Origin of the sequence: Streptococcus sanguinis (assembly GCF_900635155.1) — a bacterium.
Classification (GTDB): domain Bacteria; phylum Bacillota; class Bacilli; order Lactobacillales; family Streptococcaceae; genus Streptococcus; species Streptococcus sanguinis_G.
This window is the reverse complement of record NZ_LR134002.1, coordinates 252,291-277,144: the sequence shown is the minus strand read 5'-3', so window position 1 is coordinate 277,144 and position 24,854 is coordinate 252,291. Positions and strand designations below refer to the sequence as shown.

Below are 24,854 nucleotides of genomic sequence, written 5' to 3'. Positions count from 1 at the left end.
GTCTCTACTTTTATGAGTGAATCAAATCTCTTTCAGACGAAGATAATTTTACATAATTTATAATCCTCCCAAAAATAATTGCCTTCCGGCTGTATTCATACCTTCTGATTAAATTTACGTAAACTTTTTTGTTTACAGTTGTAATTTTATCATGACAGAATTTATTTGTCAATAGATTTTACATAATTTTTTAAAATAAATTTACGAATGTAATCGAAATTGTCGTTTAGGTCCTTTTCTTTCCTATAAAAAAAGCCCTGCAAGTTAGAGTCATGCAGAGCCTTATTTGTTTCAGCAGAATTTTTTCGTTCTTAGAAGAGTTCTTTATAAAATGCAATCGTTTCTTCTAGAGTTGGCATGAATGGATTGCCTGGCGCACAAGCATCAATCAAAGCGTTTCTAGATAGGTAGTCAAAGTCAAAGTCTTTTTCTTCGATACCAAGTTCAGTGAGTTTCTTCGGAATACCAACCGTTTCAGACAGTTTTTCGATTTCAGAAATAGCATAACTAGCGCATTCTTCGTCAGTCTTGCCTTCGATTTGCAGACCAAGAGCTTTGGCAACATTGCGGAAAGCTTCTGGTACCCGTTTAGCATTTTCACGCTCTACAACTGGCAGGAGCATGGCACAGCAGACACCGTGCGGCAGATTGTAAACTGCCCCAAGCTGGTGAGCCATAGAGTGAACATAACCTAGACCAGCATTGTTAAAGGACATACCGCCAAGGAAGATGGCATTCACCATGCCTTCACGCGCTTCAATATCATGGCCATTTGCAACCGCACGAGGAAGGTATTCCTTGATAAGTTCAATAGCTCCGATAGATAATTTCTTGGTTACACCGTAGGCTCCTGGTGTGACGAGAGCTTCGACCGCGTGAGTCAAAGCATCCATCCCTGTTGCTGCTGTGAGGGCAGCTGGTTTGGATACCATGAGTTCAGGGTCATTGACCGAGATCAGGGCCAAGCTATTCTTGTCCACCATAACCATCTTAACCTTGCGTTCCTCATCTGTGATGACATAGTTAATGGTAATTTCAGCTGAAGTCCCCGCTGTAGTATTGATAGCCACCACCGGCAGACCTTTCTTAGCAGACTTGTGCAAACCTTCGTAGTCTTGTGGTTTGCCACCATTTGTCGCAATAACTGAAATACAGCTAGCCGCATCCTGCGGTGAACCTCCGCCAACACTGATGATGAAGTCACAGTTGTGTTCTTTTAGAGCACCCACACCATCCATGACGTTCTTACAAGTTGGGTTTGGCTCAACATCGCTGAAGACCACATACTGGATGCCTTCCACATCTAGTGGTGCTAGGATTTGGGGCAGGATATCACTGCCTTTGATAAATTTATCCGTCACTAGCAAGGCCTTGCTATAACCCAGCTCCTTAACATAAGGCCCAACTTCCTTGACAACACCTTTGCCAATAAGATTGACAGCGGGTACGTAAAATGTAGACATATATTTTCTCCTTTTAATTTATGTTGTTAATATAACGATACTGCAAAATTTTGCTTTTTGCAAGATTTTTGTGATTTTTTTAACAAGTTAATTGATAAAAAAAGCAAAGAAAGTCCCAGATAAGGATGAGGAACAAGGGCATTCCTTTCCAGAAGCAACCTTGTCCACCTCTTACCTGTTTTTTCATTAGCTGGCAATGACACCTTTTTTCAAAATGATATTGCCGTATAGAGCTCCTTCGCCCGTTTGGATGATCAAATAAGCTTTTTCCGCCTGTTCATAGAAAGCAAAGCGTTCAAATTCTTTGATGGCTGTACCTGGATAGTGCTCTTCTAACAAAGCCTTGTAGTCATCCCAGATGACTGGTACGGTTGGATCTCCCGGCACTACCTGCATAAGACCTGCTTGGTAGTCGCTATAAGTATCCAAGGGCAGCACAGTCAAGATAGCATCCAGCAGCGCTGGAACTCCGTGCCCGTCACAGCGAACAACCCGCTGACCAATCCGATGGGCAGGGAAGTTTGCATCGGCAATGACCACTTCGTCTCCATGCCCCATCTCCATCAGATACTTGACCAATTCTGGACTTAAAATAGTTGGAATATGCTTTAACATCTAGCTTCCTACTTTCATACTTGCTTGAAATTCTTGATAGGATTGAGCCAAGTCTGAGCCTTCTTGAGGCTGGTATTGCTTGGTCTTTTCTGAATCCTTGATGAGCTTTTGGGCAGTCTGCCGATCTTGAATCTCACCTAAGGTCAAAAGCTGTGCCAAGATATTTCCCAAAGCACTGGCTTCAATCGGCCCTGTTAGGACTGGTTTCTGGCTTACATCAGCTGTCAGCTGGCAGAGCAGTTCATTTTGGATACCGCCGCCGACCATGTGAATCTGCTTGATTTTCTGACCGGTCAAGCTCTCAATTTGCTCCACGGTTTGACGGTAGGCAAAAGCGAGACTTTCCAAGACCACTCGGACAACCTCTCCTTTGCTTTGAGGGACAGGCTGGTTGGTCATATGACAACGCTCCTTGACCTTAGCCTCCATGTCTCCTGGGGCTGCAAAAATAGGGTCATTGGGATTGAGCCAAGAGCGATTATTCGTGACGTCTCTTGCCAGATTCACCATTTCAGCAAAGCTGATGTCCTGACCTTGCAAGCGCCAGTCCCGCTGCAGTTCTTGGATAATCCAGAGCCCTGTCGTATTCTTCAAAATCCGATAGCGACCGTCAAAGCAGCCTTCATTGGTCAGATTGGCCGCTAAACCTTCCTGGCTGGTTACAGGATTCTGAGATTCTAGACCGACTAGAGACCAAGTACCGCAAGAGATAAAGGCTGTTGGCTGCTCACTCGCATAAGGAATAGCCAGAACAGCTGCCGCTGTATCATGACCAGCCCCAGCAATGACATCAAAAGGCTCAATTTTCAGCTCTTGTGTGATCCGTGGCGACAGGCTTCTCAGGACTTTTCCTCCCTGTGTCACCTCACCAAACCACTTTTTAGGAATCCCTAGCGTCTCAAAAACGCTGTCAGACCATGTCTGAGAATTGATATTGAGCAAACCACTGCTGCTGGCAATGGTATACTCGCTGGATAAAACACCTGACAAAAGATAGTTAATCAAATCTGGCATGAAGAGCACGCGCTCTGCAACTCTTGCCAAATGGGGCTTTTCCTGCAAATCAGCGAATAGTTGCAGGACAGTGTTAATGCAGGCAGGCTGTACACCTGTCTCCTCAAAAAGCGCCTCTTTGCTGATTTTCTTATAAAAAGTTTCTTCGTATTGGCCCATACGATTGTCACGATAACAATGCGGCTGGTAGAGCAGATCTCCGTTTTGGTCTAGATAGGCATAATCCACTCCCCATGTATCAACGGATATGGATTGAATAGGAATCCCATCTGCTGAAGCTTTCTTAATCCCAATCTTGATTTCTCCAAATAAATGCAAAATATTCCAATAAAGACCGTCATTCACGTTCATCGGCTCGTTTTTGAAGCGATGAACTTCTGATAGCTGGATACTATGGCCATTGTAAATTGCTTGCATGACACGACCTGAACTAGCACCTAGGTCAATGGCCAGTAATTTCATCAATGTCATTCTCATCTCCTCCAATACACCAATCTTTACAAACAATTTTGATTATTGGTAAAGCAATGGTTTGATTTCATCAGAGTCGATGTTCTTGGCATCATACCATTTTGATCCTGTGTCTACATCTTTGACTTCTTTCCCTTGGGCCGCTTCAATAGCTAATTTTACAGATTGATAGCCGATTTGAATCGGGTCTTGCGTAACAGATCCTACAAAGAGACCATTGCGAATCGCATCTTGCTGCAAGGCACCTGAGTCAAAACCGACAGCCAAAATCTTATCTGCACCGAGCTTAGATTCCTTGAAACTGCCATTTGCGTTGATAATAGCTTTAGCTGCAAATTCATTTGAACCGTAAATAGCGACTGTATCTGATTTTTCAAGCACAGTGGATGCTTCTGTCTTACCTGCTGCATCGTCTACTTGTGCTGGTACACGAACTTCAATGATCGCTTTGGCATCTGATTCAGAGACATTGTTTTTGAATTTATCATGACCAACAACAGCCGTTTTGATGCCTTTCTTTTCTAGCAACTCAACCATCTTATCAATGAAACCGGAAGTCCGTTGTGTGATAGAAAGTGAGTTTGCTTCTTGGGAAACCACCCCGATACGAACCGGCTTGTCGCCCAATTTCTTTTCTAACAATGGGAACAAGTGTTCTGCTGCATTGGCACCAGCAGCATGGTTGTCTGTAGAGGCTGTTGCTTTGATTGCTCCGTCTGGGGCACCTGGAACCCCTGAGTCAAAACCAATCAGCGGGATATTCTTGGCTTGGGCTTGTTTAATAGCATCTAGCTCTGATTCGGTATCAAGTGCTGCTAGGGCAATCGCATCTGGATTTTTGTTAATGGCATTATTTAACTGTTCCAATTGTTCTGCGATAGCGGTTTCATTTTGAGGGCCGACAAAAGTAATCTTAGCGCCAAATTCATCTGCAGCTTGTTCAGCACCCTTATTAACGGCTTTCCAGAAATCGTGTTGGAATCCTTTGGCAATTACTTCTACCCGGTAGTCTCCACCCTTGCTATCCGCAGTTTTATTGTCTTTTTTAGAAGAAGAACAAGCAACTAGTCCAATCGCAGCAGCAGCAAGAAGTGCCGCAGTAGCAAATTTAAATGATTTTCTCATGATAAAAGCTCCTATTATGTTTTATACACTCATATATATGATAGCGAGGGCTGTACTTATTTTTTCTTATTCTTGCGAATAAAAATATCAAAGTAAACAGCGACGATAACAACGAAACCAGTAATAAAGAGTTGATAGTGGGGCTGTAGGTCGATATAAGGCAAACCAATTTTCAGGACTGACATGATGAAGACCCCGATAATGGTACCAATAACAGATCCGACACCACCAGCTAGAGAAGTTCCCCCTACTACGACACCGGCAATCGCATCCAGCTCCATACCGTTACCAGTACCTGGCAGAATCGTAGAGTAGGTGGCCGCATAAGCAACGGCAGCAAGCCCTGCTGACAGACCGCCTATGACATAGGCCATGCCTTCCCATTTGACAACATTGACCCCAGACAGACGAGTAGCTTCTTTATTGGAGCCAATCGCGAAGATATAGCGGCCAATTTTTGTCTTGTTCAATACTACCGCAGCAAGGACAGCCACAAGCACCAGCACAATCAAGCCTGTCGGGAAATTATCCTGGGTTCGGAATAAATCTTTGTACCAACCTTCACCTGTTCCACGAAGAGGGAAGGTTACACTTTGGACGTTTGAGACAATGGAGCTCAGACCGCGGGAAATCATCATCGTACCCAGCGTCGCGATAAAAGGCGGCAAACCGAATTTTGCGACCATGATTCCATTGAGCAGGCCGAATAATCCTCCAATGACTAGAATGGCCAGCAAAGACAGCCAGAGCGGCCAGCCCATCTTGGTGTGAAGGACACCCCCGATAATAGCCGAGCACATCATCACCGTACCAATAGAGAGGTCAATACCACCTGTAATGATGACAAATGTGACCCCAATGGCAAGGAAACCAATATAATATGACGCATCTAAGATACTGACTACCGTATCAAACGAACGAAATGATTCGCTGGAGATGGCAAAGAAGGCAAAGATTACCACCAAGGCAATCAAGGCAATCAGCTTTTGTAAACCAACTGTTTTTTCTAATTTCATCCATAAGGATTGTTTCTCTTCCATACGTAAACACCTCTGTTTTCACTTTTAACGGTCAGTCGCTAGCGCCAAGATTCTCTCTTGTGTTGCTTGGCTAATATCCAGCTCACCCGTTTTTCTACCTTCACACATGACTACGATTCGATCGCTCATCCGTAAGATTTCTGTCAGTTCTGACGAAATCATGATAATGGATTTGCCTTGAGCAACCAGATCATTCATCAGTGTGTATATTTCACTTTTTGCTCCGACATCAATCCCTCGTGTCGGCTCATCAAAGATTAAAATATCACTATTTTGTTCCAGCCATTTGGCAATGACCACTTTCTGCTGGTTTCCTCCTGAAAGATTGCGAACTAGCTGTTTGGATGACGGTGTCTTGGTATGTAAAGATTGAACAAACTGATCACTTGCCTTGACAATAGCACCATCATCAATCAAGCCAGCCTTGATATACTTATCAAGATTGGTTATGACCGTATTGTTGGCAATAGTCATGTCCACGATACAGCCAAAGCGCTTGCGGTCTTCAGATAAGTAACCAATCCCTTCCCGGATGGCATCTTGGGGAGAATTGATGCTTACTTCTTTCCCATTTATGAAAATGGAACCGCTTTCTTTTTTGTCTGCACCAAACAGCAAACGGGCAACTTCTGTCCGACCGGCTCCCATCAATCCTGAGAAACCTAGAATTTCACCCTTATGAAGTTTGAAACTCACATCTTTAACGGCTGTTCCTGCACAGAGGTTTTTCACCTCCAGCACTACAGGAGCATCTTCTGCTACTGTTGACGCAGCCTTAGGATCTTCATAAATCGTCCGTCCAACCATCATGGAGATGATTTCATCCTTGGTGGTGTCTTTGGTATTGACCGTGCCTACATACTCACCGTCCCGCATAACAGTCACGCGGTCTGTGATTCGGGCAATCTCATCCATCCGGTGGGAGATGTAGATAATACCGACACCTTTTGCACGCAGGTCGTCAATGATGACAAAGAGCTCATTGATTTCCGATTCAGTCAGAGCTGCTGTCGGTTCGTCAAAGACAATCACCTTGGCATCCATTGAGAGGGCCTTGGCAATTTCGACCATTTGTTGTTTCCCAACTGTCAGATTTCCTACTTTTTCAGTTGGGTTGATGTCTAGTTTTAAGAGACTAAAGAGTTCTTTTGCTTTTTTAATACTGGATGCATCGTTAATGAAGAAGCTGCCTTGGACTTCTTCCCGTCCAATAAAGATATTTTGAGCCACTGTTAGATGGTTCATCATATTCAATTCTTGGTGAACGATAACGATTCCTGCATCCATTGCTTCCTTGGGCTTGGAATAGACCACCTCTTCTTGATTGTAATGAATAGTACCCTCATTTGCTCCGTAGATACCAGTCAAGACCTTCATCAAAGTGGATTTACCAGCCCCATTTTCACCCATTAGAGCATGCACTTCACCAGCCCGCAAGTCAAAATTGACTCCCTTTAAGGCTCGGACTGGACCGAAGCTTTTAACAATGCCCTTCATTTCTAATATGACAGGATGATCCATGCTACTCACCTACCTGTTCCAGTTTTGCAATTCTTGCTTTTAAATCTTCGATTTCTTCTATTTGATTGAGAAATACGGCGGCTAATTCGAGTAATAAATGGCTATTCATAAAATGGTCCTGAGCATGGACCGCCAGCAGACTTGGAGGATTGGCTTTGCCACTCAGTTCAGACTGGATAAGGCTGGTCTGTAAGTTGTGAGCCTCCACGCTGAGTTTTCTCGCTTGTTCCAACTCAGTATTTGCTTCTTCCTTCTGACCTGACTGAGCCAACTCCAAACTCTGCATGACTTGCGCAGTCACTTTACTACTCTTGATAATCAGTCGCATCAGCTCTTGGCTTGAGCCTTTGTCTTGTCCTGCCATAGGCCTAGTCCATCAATACTTCAGCCTGACGAAGCACTTCTTCGCCTCTCATCAACTCGAAATCTTCATCACTAATGACTGCGACCGGCACCTGTAGGCTTGCTTTAGCCTTTTCTTCTAAATAGGCTAATTGCGGACTGAGCAATAAGACATCGATATTCTTCAAGTTATTCATACCCGTAATCCCAATGGAATAAAAGGAATAATCCAATTGGTCACGATGAATAACTTCATTGATTCGCTCTACCAACATGCTGGTTGTTAAGCCACCTACGCAGGCTAGAATAATTGTCTTGGTCATCTAAGCTACTCTCTTTCTATTGGGTAGGCTGCGTGCCTAGAAAGAGGCACGCCCACCCAAAATCTTTATTTATGAATTGGCCCTAATAATTGGCAAGCACGGTAGTCGGCTGATTCCAAATCTTCTGTGCCAAACAGTGACCAGTTCTTGGGACGGAAGATGTCTTCCTCCGGTACATTGTGCATATTGACTGGGATACGCAGCATAGAAGCCAGCGTAATCAAATCCGCTCCGATATGGCCATAGGTAATGGCACCGTGGTTTGCTCCCCAGTTGTTCATAACATCATAGACAGACTTGAAGGCACCTTTTCCTGTCAAACGCGGTGCAAACCAAGTAGTTGGCCAGCCTGGATCTGTCCGATTATCCAAGGTATGATGCACTTCCTCTGGCAATTCCAAAGTATAACCTTCAGCGATTTGTAAGACTGGACCTACGCCTTTCAGGATATTCAAGCGCACCATGGTCACAGGCATATGACCCTTGGTCAAGAATCGAGTAGAGAAGCCACCACCACGGAAGTATTCGCGATTGGCTGGTGGGAAGTCTGTGTTTTCAAGCATGGCATCCACTTCACTCTGTTCCAATTCCCAGAATGGCTTGATGACTGGCTTGCCATCTCGACTGGCTTGCCCCGTTCCATCCAGGGTACAAGAACCAGAGTTAATCAAGTGCAAGAAGCCATCAGCTGCCTGGCCTTCTAACTTGTGTCCTGTCACACGTTCTACCGCTTCTGGACTCCAATAAGTCCGGACATCTGCGAAGATTTGCGGTGTATTTGTCAAGAGATAGTTAAAGAGCATAGACACACCGTTGAGCGAGTCATTTTCTGTCGCAAAAACATAAGGTTTACGGATACCATTCCAATCAAACTGAGTATTGAGGAAGGTTTCCATGAAGTCCCCGTTCGGGAAGTGGTCAGTCCATTGACGCTGACCTTGGAAGCCAGCAACCAAGGCATGATGCCCAATAGCTTCTTCCTCAAAGCCAAGCTCAGCCAAGCGAGGATTGCCTTGCATGAGGTCCCGGCCAATCATGAACATCTTGACCACAAATTCCCATTGTTTTGCTTTTTCTTCTGGAGAAAGAACCAAGTCCTCACGGTTGCGATCCACACCCTCTTTGATGTGCTCTTTGACCCAAACCATGGCCCGTTCAAACTCTTCGTGGTCATAAATGCCTCGGTCAATCCGACGAGTAAACTCCGTCATATCAACTGATTCATTGCGCATACCCAAGTATTCTTGGAAAAAGTCTGGATTGACAATGGAGCCACCGATTCCCATAGAGACGCTGCCCATGGACAAGTAAGCTGTGTCCCGCATCAATCCTGTTGCCAAAGCAGCCCGGCTATAACGCAAAATTTTCTCTTTTACATCTTCTGGAATTTCAGTGTCGCTGGCTTCCTGGACATCCCTGCCATAAATACCAAAAGCCGGAATTCCTTTTTGCGCATGTGAAGCCAGTACTGCAGCGAGATAAACAGCTCCTGGCCGTTCAGTGCCATTGAAGCCCCAGATAGCATGCGGAATATCTGGCGACATATCCATGGTTTCACTACCATAGCACCAGCAGGGTGTCACTGTGATAGTCGCGCAAACATTTGATTTTTTGAATAATTCATGTGACGCGGCTGCCTCAGGTACACGACCGATGGTAGATGGCGAAATAACACATTCAACAGGCTGACCGTCAGGATATTTCAAGGTTGAGCTAATCAAGTCAGCCACACTTTTAGCCATATTCATGGTTTGTACTTCTAGTGATTCCCGAACACCTTGGCGACGTCCGTCAATGGTTGGACGAATCCCAATACGTGGATGTTGAGTCATAATCATTTCCTCCGATGTTTCTTATTCTTTGATGCTTCCGTCACCATTATATTTACGATAACCAGGGTGACGGCCTGTGACTTTATAATTGGCCCGCATGGCAAACAAGCGTTCCAAGGTTGGACGAGAAATTTCTTCCTCCTCAACTCCCTTAGTGGAAAGCAACATGCGTCCGTGGAAGGTGGTCTTAGCAACCAGCTCCAAGGTTTCCATCCGATAGTAAGCTGTGATTACATCGCTTCCCACAGTCAAGGCGCCATGATTTTCAAGTAACATGACATCATGTTCTGGCAAGTATGGGGTGATGGCATCTGGCACTTCCATGGTAGATGGCACACCAAATGGAGTGATTGGAATGGCTCCTACTACAATGGCACTCTCGAACAAGGAATAGGTATCAAGCGGAATATGAGCCAGTGCAAAGCCAGTCGCAATTGGCGGATGCGCGTGGACGACAGCATTCACATCCTCCCGTTCTTCATAGCAGCGAATGTGCATCTTGATTTCACTGGAAGGACGATAGCCGTCCTGAGCCTCAATAATCTCCCCTTTTAGATTGAGCTTGACGAGTTTTTCAGGCGTGATAAAGCTCTTACTGATACCTGTTGGCGTTGCAATAATGGTATCTTGGTCTAGACGGACTGAGACATTGCCGTCATTAGCGGCTACCCAGCCTAATTGCCACATCTTGTGGCATACATCACATATTTGTTCGCGGATTATTTCTTCTTGATGATCCATAATCTCACTCCTTTCTGAATTCATCATAGTATTTTTTGTAAGCGCATTCAATATCTATACCTCTAATTGATAAATAGCCAACTTTTATATAACAATATAGCCAAAACTGTTCATAATCGTTCAATCTAATGGTTACTATATTGATTTTTTTTCGTTTATTGTGTTATAATGTGACCATAAATGTTCAGCTTTGTTCATCGGTGGAGGTCACTATGGTTTCTTTGGAACGAATGAGTCGAATTATAGACATTCTCAGCAAGCGAAAGATTATTGCAACCGCCCAACTTGAAGAACTTTTGTACTGTTCTACATCAACACTTCGACGGGACTTGATTGAGCTAGAAAAAGAGGGGAAAATCATCCGCTCTCATGGTGAGGTCATGCTGATTACGGCCAATAATGTAGAATATGTGTATTCTGCTCGCGCCCGTGAAGAAGAAAAAAGCAAGCAGCAAATTGCTGAAATTGCTTCAACCTTTATCACTCATAACCAATCTATCTTCATTGACAGCTCTACGACTGCAGCCATGCTCATTCCGCATTTGGCACCTTTCCAGAACCTACGTGTCATAACCAATGGTATTGAAGCAGCCCGCCAGCTAAATAACTTTGAAAACGTCACCCTCTTCTTATCAGGCGGACACATTGGCTGTGGGACCAATTCTGCGCTGGGCGATTTTGCTGCCAACTTCATCAACAATTTCCATGCAGACTTACTCTTCTTTAGCTGCCGAGGCTTAGATCGCTACGCTGCCTACGAAGCCAACCACAATCAGGCTCACATCAAGCGAGAAATGATTGCTAATAGCGATAAAGCCATTTTATTAGCTGATCACTCTAAATTTAACACCAGTCATTATTTCAAACTTTCCAACTATTCTAGTCTGGATTGCATTATCACCGACCAGCCACCAGTCGAATCCTTTCAAAATGCTGTCGGGAGCCAGTGCGAAATCCTCTGGTAAGCAACTTTTATAAAACACAAACTAGACCGAGATAAGCTTATCTCGGTCTAGTTTTTTGTCTATCTTTTTCATTATTGAGCCAAAGAATAACAGCTATCTATCAAAAATAAAAAATCTGGACATAATCCAGATTTTTAAATCATATACTCTACACTATAGCTGGCATCTGACAGAATGCGGGACAGAAACTGTTTGGTCCGCTCTTCCTTCGGACTAGAGAAGAATTCCTGAGGAGGATTTTCTTCGACGATATGACCTCCGTCCATAAAGATGACATGGTTAGCCACATCACGGGCAAAGCTCATCTCATGGGTCACAACGACCATGGTCACTCCCTCCTGAGCCAGCTGTTTCATGACGCTGAGAACTTCGCCGACCAGTTCCGGATCTAGAGCCGAAGTTGGTTCATCCAGCAGGATGACATCTGGCTTGACAGCAATGGCACGGGCAATCCCAATCCGCTGCTGCTGGCCGCCTGATAGCTGCGAAGGATAATAGTCCTTGTAGGCCAAGAGTCCCACGCGCTTCAAGGACTCTTCCGCAATCTCAAGCGCTTCTTCCCTCGGTATCTTACGAGCTATCACTAAGCCCTCTAAGATATTTTCAAGGGCAGTTTTATTGGCAAAGAGATTATAATGCTGGAAGACAAAGGCCGTCTTTCTACGAATTTCCAAAATCTCCTTTTTGCTAAGCTTAGCCAAATCATAGTCCTTACCAGACAAAGTCAGCTGGCCGCCATCCGCTTTTTCTAAGTGATTCAGACAGCGTAGAAATGTTGTTTTCCCAGAGCCTGAGGGTCCCAGAATAACCACAACGTCACCTTGATTGACCTTGAGACTGACATCTGCCAGCACCTGGTGCTCTCCAAATCGTTTGGAGATATGTTTTACTTCTAACATAATCTTTCCTTCCTAAGCAAGAGCGTAGCGCTTTTCCAAGCCCCTAAATATCCACTGAATCAAGCCACAAATAATGAGATAAATAACAAAAATCACCAAGTAAGACTCTGAATACTGGTAAGAGTGGGATGCCTCTATTTTAGCCAGGGCTGTGATATCCTTGACCGTCATGACAAATACCAGCGAGGTTCCCTTGACTAGATTGATAACCAGATTGGCCAGATTGGGCAGGGCAGAGCGCAGAGCCTGAGGAAAAACAATTCTCCGATAAGCTTGAAAATTCGTTAAACCAATCGCTTGAGCCGCCTCCAACTGACCTTTATCCACTGTCAAAATGGCAGAGCGCAGTATTTCCGACAAACTCCCTGTTGTCATCAGGCTATAAATAATGAAAGCATAGTAAAGAGGATTGAACTTAAAGACGTCTACCTGACTGCCCAGACTTTTGAATATTTGATTCAGTAAACTTGGAAAAAGACTATAGAAAAAGAGAATGAGCAAAATAGGAGGCGTTGCACGAATAAAGGCCAGATAAACCACTGAAAAAGTCCGAACACCCCGAACTTTATAAATCTGTCCCAGAGCTAGAAGCAGAGCCGGAATAAAGCTGAGCAGAATAGCCACCGCCATAATGATTAAGGTTACCGGTATGCCTTTCAACGTTACCAGAAAGGTATTTACAATATAATTCAAATCCATGCTTCACCTCTCCTTGACTGTCAGACTTTTTTCCAGAAGCTGGGAAGCCAACGAAACCACTAGGGCAATCCCCCAGTAAATCAAGGCCACCGCTGTATAGGTTTCGAGGGAATAATTTCCCAGATTCCGGCTGATGAGATTTTGTCCTGCTCCCATGACATCAACTGCCCCAATCGTATAAGCCAGCGCAGCATCCCGCATGAGATTAAGAAGGGCAGTAGTCAGATTGGGCAGGGCGATGCGAAAAGCCTGTGGCAGGACGATGCGCAGAAAAGTCTGCACCGGTGTCAAGCCAATACTGAGACCTGCCTCAGTCTGTCCCTTGGGAACAGCAAGATAAGCTGCCTTGAAGACTTCCGCAATCATAGCCGCAAAGAGCAGAATCATGGTGATGATAACAAAAACAGTCCGCGACCAATTATTGATATCCAGCCCCAGCCACCATTCTAAAAACTCTGGAATGCCATAAAAAACCAAGAAAAGTAAGACAATAGGCGGTGTACATCTAAGAATAAATATATATCCTCTAGCCAGACCAGCAAAAGATTGCTCCTCAGCAATCTGAGCCCAAGCCAACAGACCACCCAGCAAGGAGCCAATCAATGCTGTCACAAACATAATCCATAAAGTGGTCGGCAGAGCCTGCAGCAGACTAGGCAGCAGGCCAAAGACACGGGATAAGTCATACGAGACCATAATTTTCTTCTCCTTCGACAGTGATTAGATAGAATAAGCTTCTCTTAGACGGGCACTTTCAGATTGGAGCAGCCTTGCTCTCTCTTTTAAAATTCCTTCACACAGCATCAAGGTCAGCTTAGAAGCCACCAGCTCTTTATTCAGCTAGCTTCTCAGTCAGTCTTTGATTTTCCATGATCAGCAGACAACAGCCACTAATCCTTGTCCACATAAGAGAAGACATCTTCTCCGAAATACTTTTCAGATAGTTTAGCCAAGGTTCCTTCTTTTTCCAGTTCCTTAATTGCCTTCTCGTATGCCTTGGCAAACTCTTCATTTTTTTCGTTTTTATGAAGCAGGGGATAGGTCGGAATCCCCTTGTAAGGGAACCAAGTCAGTTGATCCGCATACTGATGGTAAGAACCTTCCTTGTCCGTCACTGCTTTTTCAAACGACAGCTTGATGTCAAAGAAAGCATCGTAGCGCCCTTCCAGAACCCAAGCATAAGCATCAGCTACCTTGAAGGACTCTGCTGCAGTCAAATCAATAGGAGCACCGCTATGCTTTTTGTTATACTCTTCGATAACGGCCCATTGAGCATTCTGCGGAGAGATTGGTACCAGCTTACCCTTTTCCTTGGCAAAATCATCAATGGTCTTGAATTTTTCAGCGTCTTCCTTGCGGATCGTGAAACCGATAATGCTGGCCCCGATTGGGCTTTCTGGAATGATGAACTTCTTCGCCCGCTCTTCGGTGTACCATGCTCCCTTGGTTCCAATATCATATTTCCCAGATTCCAGACCGACTAAAAGATCCTCGTCACTAGTACCAGTATATTCAAACTGATAGTCTGGCAGCTTTTCATCAATAGCCTTGAGAACAGCAACCTCATAGCCATCTGATTCTCCCTTTTCATCCACAAAGTCATAAGGAACATAGTTCTGTGTATGTGCTACTTTCAAAGTTGTGACCTTGCCAGTGCCTGATGCAGAGCTGCTCGTCTTGCTAGATGAAGCTCCTGTCAAGGTCCGACCCAAATAAGTCGCTGCTACAATAGCAATCACTGCTGCTCCACCAATAATCCATTTTTTCTTGCTCATTCTTTCGTCTCCTTCTTATGCTAACCTTGCTGCTTGGCGAACCCACTGAATCCGCTCTGCCTTAATATCACTTGGAATAGTACAGTCAGCCCCGATAATCAAAGCTTCCTTGCCAGCCTCTGCTATCAGCCGCTTGGTCTCGTCTTTAATAGCCACTTGGCTGCCCGTGTATAGCAGGCCGTCCTTGCCATTTTCAAAACCACCGAGAACAGTGCGACCGCCAAACAATTTTCGTCCCTCCGCTAGGCTGATACCTTCTGGCCCCACTGCCCAGTTGATGACTTGAGCTGGATAATCTGTGAAAAGATGAACATCGTTTCGCGCGCCTTCGTAACCGCAAATGTGCAGGATATTTACTCCGCCAGCCGCGTTGGCTGCTTCCAGCACCGACAATTCACTAGGAGCAATAAAAGTCTTATAGTCTTCAGCCGACACCCGCGCATCCTGAATGCTCTGAACGCTGAGGTAAATTCCATCCGCACCAGCTTCCTTGATAATTCGCTCTGTCAGAACCGCAATATCTTGAGCAATCACATCCAGCACCCGCTTCGTGAGTGCCGCATCCTCCGCCAGGAAATCTGCAATGATGTCATCTCCACCGGCAACCTTGCCGACCAACCATTTGAAGTAGGTCACTGGCGCAAAAATATTGTAAATAGCGACCAAATCCTCTGTAAAGCTAGCCTTAATCTTCTGAACCAGCTCCACCTGCTCACTAATCCAAGGGTGATCAGCACCTAGCGGCTCAATATCTACCAACTCCTTGATAGATTGGACTTTTTTCAAGCGCTCGTTAGGATAGGCAAAATAACCATCACTCATCAGCTTGATAAAGTCAGGCTCAACTTCTGCCAGAAAAGCCTGATGACCAGCCAGATTTTTCTCAATAATGGCCTGATTTCCAAAACCACCCAGCAACTCCTCCTCGCTGGTAAAATGATGCCAGAAACCAACTGGCACTCGGTCAACGGGCTCTCCTCTGAAAGCTTTCAGTACTAATTCTCTTTTTGAAGTCATCTTCTCTCCTTTTTCTATTATTCCTATCTAGCCAATGAGTTGTTTTTAGCTTTCTCATTGTGTTAGTCTAAAATTTAAGCAAAAATTCTAATCCGACAAGAGCAGAGCCGCGATATCATTGGGCTGCATCAATCCAGTTGACTGCTCTGGCAGTTTCTTGAGCACCTGCAAATTATCTTCTTTTTTGTCTGAAGACTGATGAGCATAAATCTGACTGATGCTCAGAAAGGTTCCTATTATCAAGAATATCAGAGCAAGAGCAGCAAGCTTTTTTTGATACCTATTCATCTATCTTCCTCCTTGAAAGAGTTGAAAATTACCCTTTATGGCTTTAGCAAGTCCGTCAGAATTGACTAGCTGCCTGACGGATCCAGTCCAGTCTTTCTATTTCGAAATCATCTGGTACTGTGCAGTCGGCCCCTAGAATCACTCCCTGGTTGCCAGCTGCAGCCAGCAGCCGCTTGGTCTCAGCCTCTAATTCTGCACGACTGCCCGTATTTAGAAGAGCTGCTCTGCCATTTTCAAAGCCGCCCAGGACAGTCTGACCGCCAAAGAGCCTGCGCCCTTCCGCTAAGCTGACTCCCTCATGATGGGTTGCCCAGTTAAAGACTTGAGCTGGATAGTCTTTGAACAGCTCCAAATCATTGCTGGCCCCTTCAAAGCCGCAGATGTGGAGAATATTCTGACCGCCAGCCGCATTGGCCGCTTCCAGGACCTTAACCGTACTAGGCTCAATATAACGACGATAACTGGCCCCATCGACCCGACCGTCTTGGATTTGCTGGGTACTGAGATAAATCCCCTCAATGCCCGCTTCCTCAATGATCCGCCTAGTCAAAATAGCAATATCACCGGCAATGACATCTAAAATATGTCTTGTCAGCTCGGAATCCTCTGCCAGAAAATCTGCAATTTCTCTATCTCCTCGCGACCCTTCCCGGCGGAACCAGCGCTTGAGATAGGAGACCGGCGCAAAAATATTGTAGAAGGAAGCGAGGTTCTCCGGATAGCTTTCTTTCACAGCCTTCACCATCTCAATCTGCTGCTCAATCCAAGGATGTTCCTCACCGATAGACTGAATAGCAGACAAGTCCCGAATGGACTCAACATAATCCGAATAAAGCGTGCTGGGATACTTAAAGAAGCCATCGCTCATAATCTTGACAAAGTCTGGCCGTGCAGCTCGAACATAAGCAGTATGCCCCTCAACACTTTTATTGAAAATCACTGGATTGTCCAGGCCTAGCATCTTTTCCTCTTGGCTTACAAAGTGAAACCAGAATCCAACAGGCACTCGGTCAACTTCTTCACCCCGAAAAGCTCTCAGCACTAATTCTTTCTTGCTGACCATTACTTCCTCCTTCTTTGAATTTGTAATATATCTTACCATCCTCTCCTTCTCCTGGGAAATATATTTTCCCTATCAGCCTGATTAAAAATATTTATCAAAGCAAAATAAAAAAGCTAGACTAAGCTAGCTTTTTCAAGGCTTTTCAGACTCTGCTGAATAACCTTATTTTTCGTACCCTTTTTAGATAAGGACCATATATATTTTCTATAGACGAGATAGGTAAATTTTATAGGTAAACCCTGCTGCGCTTACTCTACAGTGACAGACTTAGCCAGATTACGCGGTTTGTCTACATCCAGACCACGGTGCAAGGTTGCAAAGTAAGCAATGAGCTGTGTCGGTACCACCATAGAGATTGGTGACAGATATGGGTGAACCTGATTGAGTACGATATCGTCACCTTCTTTGGTAACATTTTCCTCAGCGATGGTCAGCACCTTGGCACCCCGAGCTACGACTTCTGAAATATTGCCTCGTGTATGACTAGCCAAGACTTCATCAGAAAGCAGAGCCAAAACTGGTGTCCCGTCTTCAATCAGAGAGATTGTACCATGTTTGAGCTCACCAGCCGCGAAGCCTTCACACTGAATATAAGAAATTTCTTTGAGTTTCAGGCTGGCTTCCATCGCCACATAGTAGTCTTGACCACGGCCGATATAGAAAGCATTGCGGGTTGTTTCCAGAAGGCCACGGACCTTATTGTCAATCAACTCTTTTTCTGACAAAGTGGACTCAATAGACTGCGCAACTAAGGACAGCTCGTGAACCAAGTCAAAGGCTGCCGCTTTTTCAGAAGCATTGGCATCACCAACAGCTTTAGCCAAGAAAGCCAAGGTTGCAATTTGAGCTGTATAGGCCTTAGTAGAAGCAACCGCAATTTCAGGACCTGCATGTAGCAGCATGGTATGATTGGCTTCCCGAGAAAGCGTAGAACCTGGAACATTGGTCACGGTCAAACTTGGAATACCCATCTGATTCGCCTTCACCAAAACCTGGCGGCTATCAGCTGTCTCACCAGATTGGCTGATAAAGATAAAGAGAGGCTTCTTGCTAAGGAGCGGCATAGCATAGCCCCACTCAGAGGCAATTCCCAGCTCAACTGGTGTATCCGTCAGCTCTTCCAGCATACGCTTAGAAGCATAGCCAGCATGGTAAGAAGTTCCAGCTGCAAGGATATAGATACGGTCAGCTTCCTGAACAGCCTTGACAATATCCGCATCAACCGATACTTGCCCCTTATCATCTGTATAAGCGCTGATTAGCTTACGCATCACAGTTGGCTGCTCATCGATTTCTTTGAGCATATAGTATGGATAAGTCCCCTTACCGATATCGGACAGATCTAGCTCAGCAGTATAGCTTTCACGCTCCAGAGTATGCCCGTCATAATCCTGCACTTCCACACTGTCTTTACGGACGATAACCAGCTCTTGGTCATGAATTTCCATAAACTGACTTGTCTCGCGAATCATGGCCATAGCATCTGAGCAGACCATATTGTAGCCCTCACCCAGTCCGACTAAAAGCGGAGATTTATTTTTAGCAACATAGATAACATCTGCATCTTCTGAATCCACCAAAGCAAAGGCATAAGAACCACGTATAATGTGAAGAGCTTTTTTAAAGGCTTCTAAAAGAGACAAGCTTTCTTCTTCAGCAAATTTGCCAATCAAGTGCACTGCAATCTCTGTATCTGTCTGCCCCTTGAAGTCATGACCAGCTAGATAAGTATTCTTAATATCAAGGTAGTTCTCAATCACACCATTATGAACCAAGACAAAACGGCCGGTCTGTGAAGTATGAGGATGGGCATTGTTTTCACTTGGTTTTCCATGAGTAGCCCAACGAGTATGTCCGATACCAGTAGTCCCAGCAACATCAATGCCAATTTTAGCATGTAGGTCAGCGATACGACCGACCGACTTGATCAGACTAGAAGTTTTCCCTGTTGTTACAAAAATTCCAGCTGAGTCATAACCTCGGTATTCCAGCTTTTCCAAGCCCTGCATCAAAATATCTGTTGCGTTGCGATTTCCGACAACTCCGACAATTCCACACATAATGTTACTTCTGGTTTCTAGCCTTAGAAACCAGCCCTTCTTATTAAAAATTGGTATAGTCTTCTTGGAATCTAAAAACTCCAACAAAGCTAGTATACACACAGTTTTTCACTTTGTCAAGCATGAAATTGGTATAGTTTTCTTTAAGGAAAGTATGCTTAGATTCTCTCTTCACTAAACAGCTCCCTTGAAGCATTTAGAAAAATGGACAGATGTAGTAAAAATGACTTTCTATATGACTAAAAATTTGGAAAATAGAAGTACAACATACCACAGCCCTGTCTTTGATGATTCTCACAAAGCAAGGTACAGAAAAAGAGACTCAAATGAGCCTCTTTCTTTTACCATTGAATTATTTAGCGATTTTCGCGAAGTATTCAAGAGTACGTACAAGTTGTGCAGTGTATGACATTTCGTTGTCGTACCATGATACAACTTTAACCAATTGTTTGCCGTCAACATCAAGAACTTTAGTTTGAGTTGCGTCGAACAATGAACCGTAAGACATACCTACGATATCTGAAGATACGATTGGATCTTCTGTGTAACCGTATGATTCGTTAGCTGCTGCTTTCATAGCTGCGTTTACTTCATCAACTGTTACGTTCTTTTCAAGAACAGCAACCAATTCAGTAACTGATCCAGTTGGAGTTGGAACGCGTTGTGCAGATCCGTCCAATTTACCGTTCAATTCTGGGATAACCAAACCGATAGCTTTAGCAGCACCAGTTGAGTTAGGAACGATGTTTGCAGCACCAGCACGAGCACGACGAAGGTCACCACCACGGTGTGGTCCGTCAAGGATCATTTGGTCACCAGTGTAAGCGTGGATAGTAGTCATCAATCCTTCAACAACACCGAAGTTGTCTTGAAGTGCTTTAGCCATTGGAGCCAAGCAGTTTGTAGTACATGAAGCACCTGAGATAACTGTTTCAGTACCGTCAAGAACGTCGTGGTTAGTGTTAAATACAACTGTCTTAACGTCATTTCCACCAGGAGCAGTGATAACAACTTTCTTAGCACCACCTTTAAGGTGTTTTTCAGCAGCATCTTTCTTAGCAAAGAAACCAGTTGCTTCAAGAACGATTTCTACACCGTCAGTAGCCCAGTCAATTTGTTCTGGGTCACGTTCAGCAGAAACTTTAACGAATTTACCGTTAACTTCGAATCCACCTTCTTTAACTTCAACAGTACCATCGAAACGACCTTGAGTTGTGTCATATTTCAACAGATGTGCAAGCATTACTGGATCTGTAAGGTCGTTGATGCGAGTAACTTCAACACCTTCTACGTTTTGGATACGACGGAAAGCAAGACGACCGATACGACCGAAACCGTTAATACCAACTTTAACTACCATTCGTGATTTCCTCCTTATGAAAATCAAAAAATTTTTATGTGAAAAGAGTAACTTGAGTTGCTACAAATCACCTTTCAACATTTCTATTATATACTTAATTGAGGTAAAATGCAACTGATTTCATTGTTATTAACAAGTATTACGAATTCTTTCACTAACTTTCATTTCGACTTTCATTGATTTGAAAAAGCAAAGCAGTATCTTTTGAAAATGTAGAAATAGAACTTACAAGATAGATGATTCCCCTTTTTATTAAAGCGCGAGTTTTCCAAAATAGAAAAAGCACCCGCAAACGCGAGTGCCAAGGTTTGCTCAAAGCTTAAGCTTCACCTTTGTTTTTCTTAATGATTTCTTCTTGTACTGACTTAGGTACATCTTCGTAGTGGTCAAATACCATCATGAAGGTACCGCGTCCTTGTGATGCTGAACGAAGAACTGTTGCATAACCGAACATTTCAGCAAGTGGAACATAAGCACGAACGATTTGGCTGTTACCATGCGCTTCCATACCATCAACACGTCCACGACGAGCTGTTACGTGCCCCATAACGTCACCAAGGTTTTCTTCAGGAACAGTGATTGTTACCAACATCATTGGCTCAAGGATAGCAGGCTGAGCAGTCTTAGCAGCTTCTTTCAATGCAAGTGAAGCCGCAACCTTGAAGGCTGTTTCAGATGAGTCAACATCGTGGTATGAACCATCGTAAAGTTTAGCTTTCACGTCAACGATTGGGTAACCAGCAAGGACACCATTAGCCATTGACTCAACCAAACCTTTTTCTACCGCTGGAATGAATTCACGTGGAACCACACCACCGACGATAGCATTTTCAAACTCGAAGCCTTTTCCTTCTTCGTTTGGTGTAAACTCGATCCATACGTCACCGAATTGACCTTTACCACCAGATTGGCGTTTGAAGAATCCACGAGCTTGAGTAGAAGCACGGAAAGTTTCACGGTAAGATACTTGAGGAGCACCTACGTTTGCTTCAACCTTGAACTCACGACGCATACGGTCAACAAGGACATCCAAGTGAAGTTCACCCATACCAGAGATAACTGTTTCACCAGTTTCAACGTTTGTTTCAACGCGGAAAGTTGGATCTTCTTCAGCCAGTTTTTGCAGGGCAATACCCATCTTGTCTTGGTCAGCCTTAGACTTAGGCTCAACCATCAATTGGATAACTGGTTCTGGAACGTTGATAGACTCAAGGATGATTTTAGCTTTTTCATCAGTCAGTGAGTCACCAGTAGTTGTATCTTTCAAACCTACGGCAGCAGCGATATCACCAGCGTATACTGTTTCGATTTCGTTACGGCTGTTGGCATGCATTTGCAGGATACGTCCGATACGCTCACGTTTACCTTTAGAAGTGTTCAATACGTATGAACCGCTGTTCAAGACACCTGAGTAAACACGGAAGAAAGTCAAACGACCTACGAATGGGTCAGTCATAATCTTGAAGGCAAGAGCTGCAAATGGCTCTTCATCAGATGCAGGACGAGTTTCTTCTTCTTCAGTGTCTGGGTTGATACCTTTGATTGCTGGGATGTCAAGTGGGCTTGGCAAGTAGTCAATAACTGCATCAAGCATCAATTGAACACCTTTGTTCTTGAAGGCTGAACCACACAATACTGGGAAGAATTCAACGTTGATAGTCGCTTTACGGATACCAGCTTTCAATTCTTCGTTAGTGATTTCTTCACCTTCAAGGTATTTCATCATCAAGTCTTCATCAGTTTCCGCAACTGCTTCCACCAATTTTTCACGGTATTCTTGAGCTTGCTCAAGGTATTCAGCTGGGATATCTTCTTCCAAAATATCTGTACCAAGGTCGTTAGTATAGATTTCAGCCTTCATCTTGATCAAGTCGATAATTCCGCGGAAGTCATCTTCTGAACCAATTGGCAATTGGATTGGATGAGCATTTGCTTGAAGACGATCATGCAAAGTGCTTACTGAGTAAAGGAAGTCAGCACCAATCTTGTCCATCTTGTTAGCAAATACGATACGAGGAACTCCGTACTCAGTTGCTTGGCGCCAAACTGTTTCAGTTTGAGGCTCAACACCTGATTGTGAGTCAAGAACGGTAACCGCACCATCCAAGACACGAAGAGAACGTTGTACTTCGATTGTAAAGTCCACGTGTCCTGGTGTGTCGATGATGTTTACACGGTGGTTGTTCCATTGAGCAGTTGTCGCAGCAGATGTGATAGTGATACCACGCTCTTGCTCTTGCTCCATCCAGTCCATTTGTGACGCACCTTCGTGAGTTTCACCGATTTTGTGGATTTTACCAGTGTAGTAAAGAATACGCTCAGTTGTTGTTGTTTTACCAGCATCGACGTGGGCCATGATACCGATATTACGAGTTTTTTCAAGTGAAAATTCGCGAGCCATTTGGTTATTTCTCCTATTAATTTATTTTACAGTTTATTATAACATTATTTAGCAAAAACGGATAGGCAGGACCTACCCGTTCTCAATGCTTATCTTGTTTTTGTTGGTCTCAACTTGTGAGACAATCAGTTGAATTATAGCTAAGAGCTGACTGAGCTCAATTGAACTCGGGCTAAAAGCTCGGAAAATAGATAAACTTTCCTAATTTTCAGTCGCTTTTTTAACGCCCTTAGTATCTTATTCTTACCAACGGAAGTGTGCGAAGGCACGGTTAGCTTCTGCCATACGGTGAGTGTCTTCACGTTTCTTAACAGCTGCACCAGTGTTGTTAGATGCATCCAAGATTTCTTTTGCAAGGCGGTCAACCATTGTGTGCTCACCACGTTGACGAGCAATAGTTACCAACCAGCGAAGTCCAAGTGTTGTACGACGTTCTGGACGAACTTCAACCGGAACTTGGTAGTTTGAACCACCGACACGGCGAGCACGAACTTCAAGTACAGGCATGATGTTTTCCATAGCTGTTTCAAATACTTCCAGCGCATCGTTTCCAGTTGCTTCTTTGATTTGGTCAAAAGCTCCGTAAACGATAGAAGCCGCTGTACCACGCTTACCATCAAGCATAACGCGGTTGATAAGACGAGTAACTAATTTTGAATTGTAAAGCGGATCTGGCAATACTTCGCGCTTAGGCGCTTGGTTTTTACGACTCATTTATCTTTCTCCCCTTTCCTTATGCTTTTGGTTTTTTAGTACCGTATTTAGAACGGCCTTGTTTACGATCAGTAACACCTGCTGTATCAAGTGCACCGCGGACGATATGGTAACGTACCCCTGGAAGGTCTTTTACACGTCCACCACGAAGAAGCACCACGCTGTGCTCTTGCAGGTTGTGTCCGATACCTGGGATGTAAGCTGTAACTTCAATCAAGTTGCTCAGACGTACACGGGCAAACTTACGAAGGGCAGAGTTCGGTTTTTTAGGTGTCATAGTTCCGACACGAGTTGCAACTCCACGTTTTTGTGGTGAAGATACGTTTGTTTGAACTTTTTTATGGCTGTTGTAACCAACGTTCAAAGCTGGTGATTTAGATTTTTCTACTTTTGATTTACGCGGTTTGCGAACCAATTGGTTAATTGTAGGCATCTACATTCTCCTGTATTTTTTTAATTTTGGTGATGATACACTTGGTGACAGCTACCATCTGCGTGTACTTTTGCAACATTTGTCAGCACGTCTCTGTACACTTTTGAGAGACCAAAAGTAAAAAGTACCGTCTATCATTATAGCACGACGATACTTTTGTGTCAATACATTTTTTCTATTTTAAGCTTATCTCTGCTTATTAGATTGCTGCCAACTTATTGCTGCGGCTGAGCTACTGCTTCTTCTGATGCAGCAGCTGGATTTTCATAAACACCAGCCTGAGCCCCTTCTGGGTCAATCAGGACAGCTATTGCATGAATACGGCTTTGGAATCTAGCCTTAGTAGCTGCATCCTTGACCTTCTCTGCTGCAGTCTTAGCTAGCTGCAAATCTTCCAAAGTTTGCATGGTTTCAAGCTGTTTAACTGCTGCTTCTCCGTCCTGAACTGCTTGCTCCTCTTCCTGAATTTCTTTTTCCTGTGCTTCTTTTTGCGCAGAAGACAGTTGTAAGGAAGAGCTGCTTGATGCGATGCTGGCAGCTGAACTAACAGAATTCCTGTTGGAATTAGACTGTCCCTGCACAAAAATCATGCCAGTAATTAGAATCCCAAATAAAATCGACAATACTCCTAAACGAATCCACAGCGGACTGTGGTCAAACTTTTCTAAAACTGTTTTCATCTATAATCTCCGC

Annotated in this window: 24 protein-coding genes; 1 reads left to right on the top strand and 23 read right to left on the bottom strand. The window is 44.2% G+C overall.

Annotated features, from left to right (window positions below):
* Positions 1–311: 311 nt before the first annotated feature.
* The 10 genes from ELZ47_RS01445 to ELZ47_RS01400 form a co-directional block, all read right to left on the bottom strand.
* A complete protein-coding gene (locus ELZ47_RS01445; protein ID WP_125331580.1) occupies positions 312–1,463 on the bottom strand; it encodes an iron-containing alcohol dehydrogenase in 1,152 nt (383 codons plus the stop codon).
* Positions 1,464–1,649: 186 nt separating this feature from the next.
* Entirely contained in the window at positions 1,650–2,078 is a 429-nt protein-coding gene (locus tag ELZ47_RS01440; protein WP_125331578.1) for an RbsD/FucU family protein, read from the bottom strand.
* On the bottom strand, positions 2,079–3,563 hold the full coding sequence (locus ELZ47_RS01435; RefSeq protein ID WP_126435037.1) for a rhamnulokinase: 1,485 nt from the start codon (positions 3,561–3,563) through the stop codon (positions 2,079–2,081).
* 42 nt (positions 3,564–3,605) lie between these two features.
* Positions 3,606–4,688 (bottom strand): ABC transporter substrate-binding protein, encoded by a 1,083-nt coding sequence (locus ELZ47_RS01430; protein ID WP_125331574.1) that lies wholly within the window; start codon positions 4,686–4,688, stop codon positions 3,606–3,608.
* 56 nt (positions 4,689–4,744) lie between these two features.
* Positions 4,745–5,704 carry an ABC transporter permease gene (locus ELZ47_RS01425; RefSeq protein ID WP_223313787.1) on the bottom strand — a complete coding sequence of 320 codons (960 nt, stop codon included), beginning with the start codon at positions 5,702–5,704 and terminating at the stop codon, positions 4,745–4,747.
* Positions 5,705–5,752: 48 nt separating this feature from the next.
* Positions 5,753–7,249, bottom strand: a complete 1,497-nt coding sequence (locus ELZ47_RS01420; RefSeq protein ID WP_124765743.1) for a sugar ABC transporter ATP-binding protein — start codon at positions 7,247–7,249, stop codon at positions 5,753–5,755.
* A gap of 1 nt (position 7,250) precedes the next feature.
* Positions 7,251–7,613 carry a PTS lactose/cellobiose transporter subunit IIA gene (locus ELZ47_RS01415; RefSeq protein WP_125331572.1) on the bottom strand — a complete coding sequence of 121 codons (363 nt, stop codon included), beginning with the start codon at positions 7,611–7,613 and terminating at the stop codon, positions 7,251–7,253.
* A 4-nt stretch (positions 7,614–7,617) separates the two neighbouring features.
* Positions 7,618–7,914, bottom strand: a complete 297-nt coding sequence (locus ELZ47_RS01410; protein WP_002916544.1) for a PTS sugar transporter subunit IIB — start codon at positions 7,912–7,914, stop codon at positions 7,618–7,620.
* Positions 7,915–7,979: 65 nt separating this feature from the next.
* Positions 7,980–9,746, bottom strand: coding sequence for an L-fucose isomerase (locus ELZ47_RS01405; RefSeq protein WP_126435036.1), 1,767 nt, complete (start codon positions 9,744–9,746; stop codon positions 7,980–7,982).
* Positions 9,747–9,767: 21 nt separating this feature from the next.
* A complete protein-coding gene (locus ELZ47_RS01400) occupies positions 9,768–10,487 on the bottom strand; it encodes a class II aldolase/adducin family protein (protein WP_126435035.1) in 720 nt (239 codons plus the stop codon).
* A 212-nt stretch (positions 10,488–10,699) separates the two neighbouring features.
* Between ELZ47_RS01400 and ELZ47_RS01395 the strand changes: the two genes are divergently transcribed.
* Entirely contained in the window at positions 10,700–11,452 is a 753-nt protein-coding gene (locus tag ELZ47_RS01395) for a DeoR/GlpR family DNA-binding transcription regulator (protein WP_004185304.1), read from the top strand.
* 134 nt (positions 11,453–11,586) lie between these two features.
* Here ELZ47_RS01395 and ELZ47_RS01390 read toward each other — a convergent pair whose 3' ends face one another.
* The 13 genes from ELZ47_RS01390 to ELZ47_RS01325 form a co-directional block, all read right to left on the bottom strand.
* Positions 11,587–12,351 carry an amino acid ABC transporter ATP-binding protein gene (locus ELZ47_RS01390; RefSeq protein WP_002902206.1) on the bottom strand — a complete coding sequence of 255 codons (765 nt, stop codon included), beginning with the start codon at positions 12,349–12,351 and terminating at the stop codon, positions 11,587–11,589.
* Between the two features lie 12 nt (positions 12,352–12,363).
* On the bottom strand, positions 12,364–13,050 hold the full coding sequence (locus tag ELZ47_RS01385; RefSeq protein WP_125331568.1) for an amino acid ABC transporter permease: 687 nt from the start codon (positions 13,048–13,050) through the stop codon (positions 12,364–12,366).
* Between the two features lie 3 nt (positions 13,051–13,053).
* The gene (locus ELZ47_RS01380; protein WP_002916549.1) at positions 13,054–13,746 is read right to left on the bottom strand and encodes an amino acid ABC transporter permease; all 693 of its coding nucleotides are present in this window, start codon (positions 13,744–13,746) and stop codon (positions 13,054–13,056) included.
* 194 nt (positions 13,747–13,940) lie between these two features.
* Positions 13,941–14,825 (bottom strand): transporter substrate-binding domain-containing protein, encoded by an 885-nt coding sequence (locus tag ELZ47_RS01375; protein WP_126435034.1) that lies wholly within the window; start codon positions 14,823–14,825, stop codon positions 13,941–13,943.
* A gap of 15 nt (positions 14,826–14,840) precedes the next feature.
* A complete protein-coding gene (locus tag ELZ47_RS01370; RefSeq protein WP_126435033.1) occupies positions 14,841–15,842 on the bottom strand; it encodes a uroporphyrinogen decarboxylase family protein in 1,002 nt (333 codons plus the stop codon).
* Between the two features lie 87 nt (positions 15,843–15,929).
* Entirely contained in the window at positions 15,930–16,130 is a 201-nt protein-coding gene (locus ELZ47_RS01365; protein WP_125331562.1) for a hypothetical protein, read from the bottom strand.
* 55 nt (positions 16,131–16,185) lie between these two features.
* Positions 16,186–17,232, bottom strand: coding sequence for a uroporphyrinogen decarboxylase family protein (locus tag ELZ47_RS01360; protein WP_125331560.1), 1,047 nt, complete (start codon positions 17,230–17,232; stop codon positions 16,186–16,188).
* Positions 17,233–17,441: 209 nt separating this feature from the next.
* On the bottom strand, positions 17,442–19,253 hold the full coding sequence (glmS, locus tag ELZ47_RS01355; protein WP_126435032.1) for a glutamine--fructose-6-phosphate transaminase (isomerizing): 1,812 nt from the start codon (positions 19,251–19,253) through the stop codon (positions 17,442–17,444).
* Positions 19,254–19,605: 352 nt separating this feature from the next.
* Complete coding sequence (gap, locus tag ELZ47_RS01350) at positions 19,606–20,613, bottom strand: type I glyceraldehyde-3-phosphate dehydrogenase (protein ID WP_002893859.1); 1,008 nt, start codon at positions 20,611–20,613, stop codon at positions 19,606–19,608.
* 319 nt (positions 20,614–20,932) lie between these two features.
* Positions 20,933–23,014 carry an elongation factor G gene (gene fusA, locus ELZ47_RS01345; RefSeq protein ID WP_002893862.1) on the bottom strand — a complete coding sequence of 694 codons (2,082 nt, stop codon included), beginning with the start codon at positions 23,012–23,014 and terminating at the stop codon, positions 20,933–20,935.
* Between the two features lie 243 nt (positions 23,015–23,257).
* On the bottom strand, positions 23,258–23,728 hold the full coding sequence (rpsG, locus tag ELZ47_RS01340) for a 30S ribosomal protein S7 (protein WP_002893865.1): 471 nt from the start codon (positions 23,726–23,728) through the stop codon (positions 23,258–23,260).
* A 19-nt stretch (positions 23,729–23,747) separates the two neighbouring features.
* Entirely contained in the window at positions 23,748–24,161 is a 414-nt protein-coding gene (rpsL, locus tag ELZ47_RS01335) for a 30S ribosomal protein S12 (RefSeq protein ID WP_002893867.1), read from the bottom strand.
* A gap of 215 nt (positions 24,162–24,376) precedes the next feature.
* Positions 24,377–24,841 (bottom strand): hypothetical protein, encoded by a 465-nt coding sequence (locus tag ELZ47_RS01325; protein ID WP_002893869.1) that lies wholly within the window; start codon positions 24,839–24,841, stop codon positions 24,377–24,379.
* Positions 24,842–24,854: the final 13 nt, after the last annotated feature.

What these genes read in the sequence shown, in the direction of transcription:
- ELZ47_RS01405 (WP_126435036.1), bottom strand. Translation starts at nt 9,746, where the DNA reads ATGACTCAACATCCACGTATTGGGATTCGTCCAACCATTGACGGACGT.
- ELZ47_RS01375 (WP_126435034.1), bottom strand. Translation starts at nt 14,825, where the DNA reads ATGAGCAAGAAAAAATGGATTATTGGTGGAGCAGCAGTGATTGCTATT.
- ELZ47_RS01445 (WP_125331580.1), bottom strand. Translation starts at nt 1,463, where the DNA reads ATGTCTACATTTTACGTACCCGCTGTCAATCTTATTGGCAAAGGTGTT.
- ELZ47_RS01425 (WP_223313787.1), bottom strand. Translation starts at nt 5,704, where the DNA reads ATGAAATTAGAAAAAACAGTTGGTTTACAAAAGCTGATTGCCTTGATT.
- ELZ47_RS01370 (WP_126435033.1), bottom strand. Translation starts at nt 15,842, where the DNA reads ATGACTTCAAAAAGAGAATTAGTACTGAAAGCTTTCAGAGGAGAGCCC.
- gap (WP_002893859.1), bottom strand. Translation starts at nt 20,613, where the DNA reads ATGGTAGTTAAAGTTGGTATTAACGGTTTCGGTCGTATCGGTCGTCTT.
- ELZ47_RS01365 (WP_125331562.1), bottom strand. Translation starts at nt 16,130, where the DNA reads ATGAATAGGTATCAAAAAAAGCTTGCTGCTCTTGCTCTGATATTCTTG.
- ELZ47_RS01415 (WP_125331572.1), bottom strand. Translation starts at nt 7,613, where the DNA reads ATGGCAGGACAAGACAAAGGCTCAAGCCAAGAGCTGATGCGACTGATT.
- ELZ47_RS01385 (WP_125331568.1), bottom strand. Translation starts at nt 13,050, where the DNA reads ATGGATTTGAATTATATTGTAAATACCTTTCTGGTAACGTTGAAAGGC.
- ELZ47_RS01440 (WP_125331578.1), bottom strand. Translation starts at nt 2,078, where the DNA reads ATGTTAAAGCATATTCCAACTATTTTAAGTCCAGAATTGGTCAAGTAT.
- glmS (WP_126435032.1), bottom strand. Translation starts at nt 19,253, where the DNA reads ATGTGTGGAATTGTCGGAGTTGTCGGAAATCGCAACGCAACAGATATT.
- ELZ47_RS01410 (WP_002916544.1), bottom strand. Translation starts at nt 7,914, where the DNA reads ATGACCAAGACAATTATTCTAGCCTGCGTAGGTGGCTTAACAACCAGC.
- ELZ47_RS01380 (WP_002916549.1), bottom strand. Translation starts at nt 13,746, where the DNA reads ATGGTCTCGTATGACTTATCCCGTGTCTTTGGCCTGCTGCCTAGTCTG.
- ELZ47_RS01400 (WP_126435035.1), bottom strand. Translation starts at nt 10,487, where the DNA reads ATGGATCATCAAGAAGAAATAATCCGCGAACAAATATGTGATGTATGC.
- ELZ47_RS01435 (WP_126435037.1), bottom strand. Translation starts at nt 3,563, where the DNA reads ATGACATTGATGAAATTACTGGCCATTGACCTAGGTGCTAGTTCAGGT.
- ELZ47_RS01420 (WP_124765743.1), bottom strand. Translation starts at nt 7,249, where the DNA reads ATGGATCATCCTGTCATATTAGAAATGAAGGGCATTGTTAAAAGCTTC.
- rpsL (WP_002893867.1), bottom strand. Translation starts at nt 24,161, where the DNA reads ATGCCTACAATTAACCAATTGGTTCGCAAACCGCGTAAATCAAAAGTA.
- fusA (WP_002893862.1), bottom strand. Translation starts at nt 23,014, where the DNA reads ATGGCTCGCGAATTTTCACTTGAAAAAACTCGTAATATCGGTATCATG.
- rpsG (WP_002893865.1), bottom strand. Translation starts at nt 23,728, where the DNA reads ATGAGTCGTAAAAACCAAGCGCCTAAGCGCGAAGTATTGCCAGATCCG.
- ELZ47_RS01360 (WP_125331560.1), bottom strand. Translation starts at nt 17,232, where the DNA reads ATGGTAAGATATATTACAAATTCAAAGAAGGAGGAAGTAATGGTCAGC.
- ELZ47_RS01395 (WP_004185304.1), top strand. Translation starts at nt 10,700, where the DNA reads ATGGTTTCTTTGGAACGAATGAGTCGAATTATAGACATTCTCAGCAAG.
- ELZ47_RS01390 (WP_002902206.1), bottom strand. Translation starts at nt 12,351, where the DNA reads ATGTTAGAAGTAAAACATATCTCCAAACGATTTGGAGAGCACCAGGTG.
- ELZ47_RS01430 (WP_125331574.1), bottom strand. Translation starts at nt 4,688, where the DNA reads ATGAGAAAATCATTTAAATTTGCTACTGCGGCACTTCTTGCTGCTGCT.
- ELZ47_RS01325 (WP_002893869.1), bottom strand. Translation starts at nt 24,841, where the DNA reads ATGAAAACAGTTTTAGAAAAGTTTGACCACAGTCCGCTGTGGATTCGT.